This is a genomic window from Paraburkholderia sp. (assembly GCF_024281035.1).
Classification (GTDB): Bacteria; Pseudomonadota; Gammaproteobacteria; order Burkholderiales; family Burkholderiaceae; genus Paraburkholderia.
This window is the reverse complement of sequence record NZ_JAMXLH010000024.1, coordinates 65,284-71,719: the sequence shown is the minus strand read 5'-3', so window position 1 is coordinate 71,719 and position 6,436 is coordinate 65,284. Positions and strand designations below refer to the sequence as shown.

The 6,436-nt window shown below is 64.3% G+C and carries 8 protein-coding genes; 2 read left to right on the top strand and 6 right to left on the bottom strand.

What is annotated here, in order from left to right; translation table 11 throughout:
* The 5 genes from Q0L30_RS07670 to Q0L30_RS07650 form a co-directional block, all read right to left on the bottom strand.
* The coding region (locus Q0L30_RS07670) for a transaldolase family protein (protein WP_296653380.1) at positions 1 to 286 on the bottom strand (286 nt) is incomplete at its 3' end.
* A gap of 274 nt (positions 287 to 560) precedes the next feature.
* Positions 561 to 1,784 carry a benzoate/H(+) symporter BenE family transporter gene (locus Q0L30_RS07665; RefSeq protein ID WP_296653377.1) on the bottom strand — a complete coding sequence of 408 codons (1,224 nt, stop codon included), beginning with the start codon at positions 1,782 to 1,784 and terminating at the stop codon, positions 561 to 563.
* A gap of 68 nt (positions 1,785 to 1,852) precedes the next feature.
* Complete coding sequence (locus tag Q0L30_RS07660) at positions 1,853 to 3,025, bottom strand: VWA domain-containing protein (RefSeq protein WP_296653376.1); 1,173 nt, start codon at positions 3,023 to 3,025, stop codon at positions 1,853 to 1,855.
* 34 nt (positions 3,026 to 3,059) lie between these two features.
* On the bottom strand, positions 3,060 to 3,650 hold the full coding sequence (locus Q0L30_RS07655; RefSeq protein WP_296653373.1) for a GNAT family protein: 591 nt from the start codon (positions 3,648 to 3,650) through the stop codon (positions 3,060 to 3,062).
* An 80-nt stretch (positions 3,651 to 3,730) separates the two neighbouring features.
* Complete coding sequence (locus Q0L30_RS07650; protein WP_296653370.1) at positions 3,731 to 4,582, bottom strand: MoxR family ATPase; 852 nt, start codon at positions 4,580 to 4,582, stop codon at positions 3,731 to 3,733.
* Between the two features lie 364 nt (positions 4,583 to 4,946).
* Here Q0L30_RS07650 and Q0L30_RS07645 point away from each other — a divergent pair, with 364 nt between their 5' ends.
* Both Q0L30_RS07645 and Q0L30_RS07640 read left to right on the top strand, forming a co-directional pair.
* Entirely contained in the window at positions 4,947 to 5,312 is a 366-nt protein-coding gene (locus Q0L30_RS07645) for a c-type cytochrome (RefSeq protein ID WP_296653367.1), read from the top strand.
* Between the two features lie 220 nt (positions 5,313 to 5,532).
* The gene (locus Q0L30_RS07640; protein WP_296653393.1) at positions 5,533 to 5,847 is read left to right on the top strand and encodes a cytochrome c; all 315 of its coding nucleotides are present in this window, start codon (positions 5,533 to 5,535) and stop codon (positions 5,845 to 5,847) included.
* A 138-nt stretch (positions 5,848 to 5,985) separates the two neighbouring features.
* Here Q0L30_RS07640 and Q0L30_RS07635 read toward each other — a convergent pair whose 3' ends face one another.
* Positions 5,986 to 6,420 carry a DUF1841 family protein gene (locus Q0L30_RS07635; protein ID WP_296653366.1) on the bottom strand — a complete coding sequence of 145 codons (435 nt, stop codon included), beginning with the start codon at positions 6,418 to 6,420 and terminating at the stop codon, positions 5,986 to 5,988.
* Positions 6,421 to 6,436: the final 16 nt, after the last annotated feature.

The window sequence follows — 6,436 nt, the reverse complement described above, 5'->3', positions numbered from 1 at the left end:
AGAGGCGCGCGTCGACTTCGGTCGAGACGCGGCCCGGGATGATCTTGAGGATCTCGGTGCCGAAGGCGATCAGCAGATGGTCGATGATCGATTCGACCGATTCGGACGCGTGATCGCGCACGGTTTTCTCGAGCAGTGGCCGGTATTCGGCCTTTTGCACGGCCTTGAGGATCAGCGACGGGTTGGTCGTCGCGTCTTGCGGCTTGTACTGCACGAACTGCTGGAAGTCGCCGGTGTCGGCGACGACGGTGGTGTACTGCTTGAGCTGCTCGAGTGCGGTAGTCATGTCAGGCCTTGAGGGCGCGAAGGCGCCGTGACAGTTGAAAGTTGAACGGCCGTGCGCCCGAAGGCGCGCCGGGAGAATGCGGTGGGGCGTGCGTGGTGCCCAGGCCGGGCCCAGGCGGGGCCCGGCAACGCTGCCGTGCCGGGGGCGCGGATCACGTCTGCCATTTTATGGCGGATTGCCGGGCGCTGCGATGACGCGGTCGGGACCGCCGCCGCTTGCCCGCTGCGACGGCGCCTGAGTCCGGGTTCAGCGGGGTTCAGCGGATTCAGCAGGTTCAGGTGCGCCGCGCGCTCAGCACGACCTGCGTGATCACGCCCGCGACGAGCCCCCAGAACGCCGCGCCGATCGACAGTAGCGTGAGGCCCGAGGCCGTCACCATGAACGTGACGAGCGCGGCTTCGCGCTGCCTTGCGTCCTGCATCGCATAGGTCAGGCCGCTCATGATCGAGCCGAACAGCGCGAGCGCCGCGATCGAGACGACGAGCGCCTTCGGGAAGGCAGCGAAGAGCGCGGCGATGGTCGCGCCGAACGTGCCCGCGATCAGATAGAACACGCCGCACCACACCGCAGCCATGTAGCGCTTGGTGCGATCCTCGTGCGCGTGCGAGCTGGTGCAGATCGCGGCGGTGATCGCGGCGAGATTGACGCCGTGCGAGCCGAACGGCGCGAGCACGAGCGACGCGATGCCGGTTGTCGCGATGAGCGGCGAAGAGGGCGCGCTCTTGTGATCGTAGCCGTCGGCGCGCAGCACGGCGATGCCGGGCACGTTCTGCGATGCCATCGCGACGACGAAGAGCGGAATGCCGATGCTCACGATGGCCGCAACCGAGAACGCGGGCATCGTGAACACGGGTTTTGCGACGGCCACGCGGAAGTGGCTGAAGTCGAGCAGCCCGAGCGCGGCGGCGGCCGCGATGCCGACGACGAGCGTGGCGACGATCGCATAGCGCGGCAGGTAGCGCTTGATGACGAGATAGGCGAAGAACATCGTGAGCACGAGCGGCGTCTGGTATTGCGCGGCGCGGAAGATCTCGATGCCGATCTCGAACAGGATGCCCGCGAGCAGCGCGGCTGCGATGCCTGCCGGGATGCGCTTCATGAGCGTGTCGAACCAGCCGGTGAGCCCGACCGCCGTGAGCAGCAGCGCGCAGACGAGATACGCGCCGATCGCCTCGGCATAGGGCACATGCGGCAGCGAGCTGATGAGGAGCGCCGCGCCCGGCGTGGACCATGCGACGACGATCGGTGCGCGAAACCACAGGGAAAGGGCGATGGTGCAGATGGCCATGCCGATGGAAAGCGCCCAGATCCACGAAGAAATCTGCGCGTCGCTCAGATGGGCGGCCTGGCCGGCCTGGAACATCAGCACGAGCGAACTCGTGTAGCCCGTCATCATCGCGACGAAGCCTGCGACCACCGTGGACACGGACGTGTCCGCGAAAGGCCGTAGCGGTCCGGGCCGGAATGCCCGGAGATCGGGGGATGAAGGCGCGGTCATGCAGTGTGTCTCCTCGTCATGCTTGTCTGTAATTCTGGCGTTACTGCCTGGGTGTTACTGCGTGGGCGTTACTTGCTGAGCGCGCGCATGGCTGTCTCGAGCCCGGCGACGGTCAACGCATACATGCGGTGGCCGAGTATCTCGCGGATGATCGACACCGACTGGCGGTACTCCCACAGGTGCTCGGGCTCGGGATTGAGCCACGCGAAACGCGGGAAGTGGTCGGCGAGACGGCGCAGCCACACGGCGCCCGCTTCGGGGTTGTTGTACTCGACCGAGCCGCCCGGCTGCAGCACTTCGTAAGGGCTCATCGTGGCGTCGCCGACGAAGATCAGCTTGTAGTCGGGCGTGAACTTGTGCAGCAGGTCCCAGGTGGGCATGCGCTCGGCGTGGCGGCGGCGGTTGTTCTTCCACAGATGGTCGTAGATGCAGTTGTGGAAATAGTAGAACTCCAGATGCTTGAACTCGGCCTTCGCCGCCGAAAAGAGTTCCTCGGTGCGGCGGATGTGATCGTCCATCGAGCCGCCCACGTCGAGCAGCATCAGCACCTTCACGTTGTTGTGCCGCTCGGGGACCATCTTGAGGTCGAGCCAGCCCGCATTCGCGGCGGTGCTGCGGATCGTGCCGTCCAGGTCGAGTTCCTCGTGCGCGCCTTCGCGTGCGAAGCGGCGCAGCCGCCGCAGCGCGATCTTGATGTTGCGCGTGCCGATCTCGACCTGGTCGTCGTAGTCGCGAAACGCGCGCGCGTCCCACACTTTCACGGCGCTGCGCTGGCCGCCTTCGCCGCCGATGCGGATGCCCTCGGGATTGAAGCCGCCATGGCCGAACGGCGATGTGCCGCCTGTGCCGATCCACTTGTTGCCGCCTTCGTGACGCTCTTTCTGTTCCTCGAATAGTTGCTTCAAGCGCTCCATGAGCTTGTCGAGGCCGCCCATCGCCTCGATCTGCGCGCGCTGTTCGGGTGTGAAGTCGCGTTCGAGCCGCTTCTTCAGCCAGTCCTCGGGGATGTCGAACGCGAGTTCCGACTTCTTCTCGATGCCGCGGAAATACGCGCCGAAAGCCTGATCGAACCGGTCGAAGTATTGCTCGTCCTTCACGAGCGTCATGCGCGCGAGGAAGTAGAACTCGTCGAGCGACGGCGGGATCACGCGTTCCTTGAGCGCTTCGACGAGTGTCAGGTACTCCTTCACGGAAACCGGCAGCTTCGCGTCGCGCAGCGTGTAGAAGAAGTCGATCAGCATGCGGTGTCTCCGGGCTCGCGACGTGCGCGCGGTGTCAGCGTGCGAGCTTGAGCAACAGGTTCTCGCGCACGGCGGGCCATTCGCTCGCGATGATCGAGAACACGACGGTATCGCGCAACTCGCCTTGACGCCCGACCTGATGATTGCGCAGGATGCCGTCCTGCTTGGCGCCGAGGCGCGCGATGGCGGCGCGCGACGCGTGGTTCATGAAGTGGGTGCGGAACTCCACGGCGATTGCGCCGAGTTTCTCGAACGCATGCGTGAGGAGCAGCAGCTTCGCTTCGGTGTTCAGACCGGTGCGCTGCACGCGTTTGGCGTACCACGTGTGGCCGATTTCGAGGCGGTGGTTCTTTTCGTCGACGTTGAAAAAGCGCGTCGAGCCGATCACGTCGCCGCTTGCGCCATCGCGCACCACGAACGGCAGCGTGCCGTCGCGCTCGCGCATGGCGAGCGCGGCATCGACATACGCGCCTTCTTCGCCGGGCGCGGGCACGCTCGTGTACCAGAGCTTCCAGAGTTCGCCATCGGCGGCTGCGGCGGCGAGCGCCTGCGTGTGCTGCGCCGTGAGCGGCTCCAGCGTGACATGCTCGCCCTTCAGTGTGACGGGTTCGATCCAGCGGCTCATAGCGGGTTTTCCTGGGTTTCCCTTGGCGGACTGCGCGGGGTTCAGCGGCAGAGTTCAGCGGCGCGGTTCAGCGGCGGACTTCAACGGTTATGCCGGTTCATGTAGATGAGCCGCTCGAACAGGGTCATGTCCTGTTCGTTCTTGAGCAGCGCGCCCGCGAGCGGCGGCATCGACTTCTGGCCGTCGGCCGCGCGCAGCGCTTCGGGGGGAATCTCTTGCGCGAGCAACAGCTTGAGCCAGTCGAGCAGCTCGGACGTCGAAGGCTTTTTCTTCAGGCCCGCAACGTTGCGAAGCTCGAAAAAGCTTTCGAGCGCGGCGTTCAGCAGTTGCTTGCGGATGCCCGGATAGTGCACCTCGACGATGCGCTGCATCGTGGCTGCATCGGGGAAGCTGATGTAGTGGAAGAAGCAGCGGCGCAAAAACGCGTCGGGCAGTTCCTTCTCGTTGTTCGACGTGATGATGACGAGCGGACGCTGCTTCGCCTTGATGAGTTCGCGCGTCTCGTAGACGTAGAACTCCATGCGGTCGAGCTCGCGCAGCAGATCGTTCGGGAATTCGATATCGGCCTTGTCGATCTCGTCGATCAGCAGCACGCTCTGTTCATCCGATTCGAACGCCTGCCACAGCACGCCCTTCACGATGTAGTTGCCGATGTCCTTCACGCGCTCGTCGCCGAGCTGGGAATCGCGCAGCCGCGAGACCGCATCGTATTCGTAGAGGCCCTGCTGCGCTTTCGTGGTCGACTTGATGTGCCACTGCATGAGCGGCATCTCGAGCGCCGCGGCGACTTCCTCGGCCAGCATGGTCTTGCCGGTGCCGGGTTCACCCTTGATGAGCAGCGGGCGTTTAAGCGTGATCGCGGCGTTGACCGCGAGTTTGAGATCGTCGGTGGCGACGTACTGCGATGAGCCTTCGAAACGCCTGGCGCACATGATGAAGCCGCTCGCTGAAAAAAAATCCCAGTATAAGTCAGATGCGATGCGGTGTCGGAAGGCGCTTTTGCGTGCCGCAGGGTGCGCGCCCCCGTATTTTCTCGCTGCCCGCCAGGGCCCGCCAGGCGTGGCGCACCGTGTGGACGTGCGGCAGGGCGTCGCGGTACAATCGGTTCGATTTTTTTCGGCTTGCGCGGCGACATAAAAAAATAAAAGCGAGTAAAAGCGAGTAAAAGAGCGGGCAGTTCATACTGCGCAATACGGAGCAACGTAGCGGAGCAACGCGGCACAACACAGCAAAACACGGCGCTGGCCGTCATCTGCGGCCCGGGCGTTCGGTTCCCCTCAAGCGAGGTTGAATGCTATGAAAAAAATTATCGGCAGGCACGTCGCAATCGGGGCGTTGGCGGCACTGGCGGGTTTTGCAGCCACGGCTCGCGCGGACATCGTCGGCAACGCAAAGGCGGGTCGGGATAAGGTGGCGATGTGCATCGGCTGTCATGGTATTCCCGACTATCGCGCGGCCTATCCCGAGGTCTATCACGTTCCCATGCTGGGCGGCCAGAACGCCGCGTACATCGAAAACGCGCTGCGCGGCTACAAGAAGGGCGACCGGCGCTTTCCGACGATGCATGCGATTGCCTCCTCGCTGACCGAGCAGGACATCGCCGATATCGCGGCCTACTACGCGGCGCAGACCGCTACGTCGAAGAACAATCCCGAGAGGTAAGCGGCACCTGTTGGCAATCGACTTGCAGGGGACCGGAGTAGCGGCGCAAGTGCTCGCTCTGGTCGACGCGCCAACGCTGGCCGACACAGGAGAATTCATGAACAAGCCCACCCAGGCCGCGCAGTCCTCGCAGTTCTCGCAGTTCTTTTGCGCCGATGTTGACGGCCACGCGTTTGCCGCGCTCGTGAAAGGTGCCGCATGTGCGGCGTCGCTGGCCGCGATGCTTGCTTTCAACCCGGCGCACGCAGCCGACGCGTCGAACGGCAAGCGGCTCGCCGACGCCCATAACTGCGCCGCTTGCCACGGCGCCAACCTGAACAAGCCGATAAGCCCCGAATATCCGAAGCTCGCGGGCCAGCACGCGGACTATATCTACTGGGCGCTGCGCCAGTATCAGATGGGCAATGGCAACCCGCATCTGGGCCGCAACAATCCGATCATGCAGGCGCAGGTGCAGAGCCTCTCGCAGACCGACATGAAGGATCTCGCCGCGTATATCGAATCGCTCAGCGGCGATCTGGTGAACAAGAAGTAGTGGTGTGTTGACGCGCAGGGCAGGCGCCGCATATTGCTTCAATCCCGGCATTAGCGGGTAAACCCCGCGAAGGTCTCACGCTTTTCAGCGAGACCTTCGCGGGGTTTTTTATGCGTGCTGCAAGCGGGCGAGGTGGGGTCAGTCGCGCGAGGCGCGGCGCTGGATGCGGGCGAGGTAGGCGTCGCTATCGGGCGGCGTGTTGGTGCGCTGCGCTTCCCAGATCGTTTCGCCGAGACATTCCATGATCGCGTGCTGCGCGTCGTGCGTCGTGCCGAGCCGCGCCGCGAGCCGTTCGTGCGCCGCGCGGATGCCGGGCGGCTGGTCGATCGAAAGCTGCTCGCTGATGGCGAGGTGCATCGACAGATGCAGGAACGGGTTGCTCTGGCCGCGCTCGGGCGAGTAGTCCTGCCCGGCTGCTGCGTCGGCATCGGCGAGTTCCGCGTGGTACTCCGGATGCTCGATGATCCAGTCGGCGGCAATCGCTTCGAGCGGCGTGAGAATTTCGCCCGCGCGCTGCTTGCGCCAGGTCTCGGTGAAAAAGTGGCGGACTTCGTCGCGGCTGGGATTGAACATCTTCTGTGATGGTGCG

Excerpts from the sequence above, each read along its gene's own strand:
- Q0L30_RS07665 (WP_296653377.1), bottom strand. The coding sequence starts at position 1,784 with ATGACCGCGCCTTCATCCCCCGATCTCCGGGCATTCCGGCCCGGACCG.
- Q0L30_RS07660 (WP_296653376.1), bottom strand. The coding sequence starts at position 3,025 with ATGCTGATCGACTTCTTCTACACGCTGCGCGACGCGAAGCTGCCGGTT.
- Q0L30_RS07655 (WP_296653373.1), bottom strand. The coding sequence starts at position 3,650 with ATGAGCCGCTGGATCGAACCCGTCACACTGAAGGGCGAGCATGTCACG.
- Q0L30_RS07650 (WP_296653370.1), bottom strand. The coding sequence starts at position 4,582 with ATGTGCGCCAGGCGTTTCGAAGGCTCATCGCAGTACGTCGCCACCGAC.
- Q0L30_RS07645 (WP_296653367.1), top strand. The coding sequence starts at position 4,947 with ATGAAAAAAATTATCGGCAGGCACGTCGCAATCGGGGCGTTGGCGGCA.
- Q0L30_RS07640 (WP_296653393.1), top strand. The coding sequence starts at position 5,533 with ATGCTTGCTTTCAACCCGGCGCACGCAGCCGACGCGTCGAACGGCAAG.
- Q0L30_RS07635 (WP_296653366.1), bottom strand. The coding sequence starts at position 6,420 with ATGTTCAATCCCAGCCGCGACGAAGTCCGCCACTTTTTCACCGAGACC.